We start from the raw sequence: 1,097 nt of genomic DNA on the forward strand, positions 1-1,097 counted from the left end.
CTGCGGGTCGAGCAGGTCCGCTGGACCGTCGAAGCCCCCGAGACGATCCGGCCGACCGCGGTCACCATCTGCACGATGAACCGCGCCGACGACTGCCTCAAAAACCTCCAGGCCCTCGCCGCCGACGTCTCCTCCCTCGACACCCTCGACGCGATCTACGTGGCCGACCAGGGCACCGACCTGGTCGAGTCCCGGGACGGGTTCGAGCAGGTCGTCAAGGACCTCGGGGAGAAACTGCACTACATCAAGCAGCCCAACCTCGGCGGCGCCGGCGGCTTCACCCGCGGTCTCTACGAGGTCGCCGGGCACACCGCCACCGCTCACGCCAACGTCCTGTTCATGGACGACGACGTGCTGCTGGAGCCGGACCTGGTGATCCGGATGACGGCGTTCTCCAACCGCGCCGCCAACCCGATCATCGTCGGCGGGCAGATGCTGAACCTGTTCCACCCCAACCAGCTGCACGTCGGCGCCGAATACGCCCGCCTCAACACCCTGGAGCCCGGTCAGCCGGTCGAGCACTCCCTGACCACCGCTGACCTGCTCGGGGTGGACGAGGAGACGTTGAAGCCGAACCGGCAGGAGCGTCGGCTGGACGCCGGGTACAACGGCTGGTGGTCGTGCCTGATCCCGTATGAGGTGGTGCAGGCCACGGGGTATCCGATGCCGTTCTTCTTCCAGTGGGACGACGCGGAGTACTCCTACCGGGCCCGGGCGCACGGTTTCCCGACGGTGACGTTGCCGGGTGCGGGGGTGTGGCACGCGGACTTCCACATGAAGGACTGGGACGAGTGGCACCGCTACTTCAACCTGCGTAACTCCATCATCACCGCGGCGTTGCACTCGCCGTTCAACCTGAACCTGCTTTCGCGGGTGCTGCTGGCGCAGCTGGTGCGGTATCTGCTGGGGATGCAGTACGGGTTGTCGGCGACGTTGATCAAGGCGGTCGAGGACTTCCTCGAAGGGCCGGAGGTGCTGCGTGACGGCGGGGTCGCCGCGATGCAGGAGATCCGCCGGATCCGGGATCAGTACCCGGAGACCAAGCGGCACAAGGCCACCGACGTCCCGGGCATCGCGTCCAACGACATCGGCATCAT

The 1,097-nt window shown here is 66.9% G+C and carries 1 protein-coding gene; it reads left to right on the top strand.

Annotated features, from left to right (window positions below; translation table 11 throughout):
* The coding region (locus ACGFMK_RS49000; RefSeq protein WP_392778971.1) for a glycosyltransferase at positions 1-1,097 on the top strand (1,097 nt) is incomplete at both ends.

Origin of the sequence: Amycolatopsis sp. NPDC049252 (assembly GCF_043197175.1) — a bacterium.
Lineage (GTDB): Bacteria > Actinomycetota > Actinomycetes > Mycobacteriales > Pseudonocardiaceae > Amycolatopsis.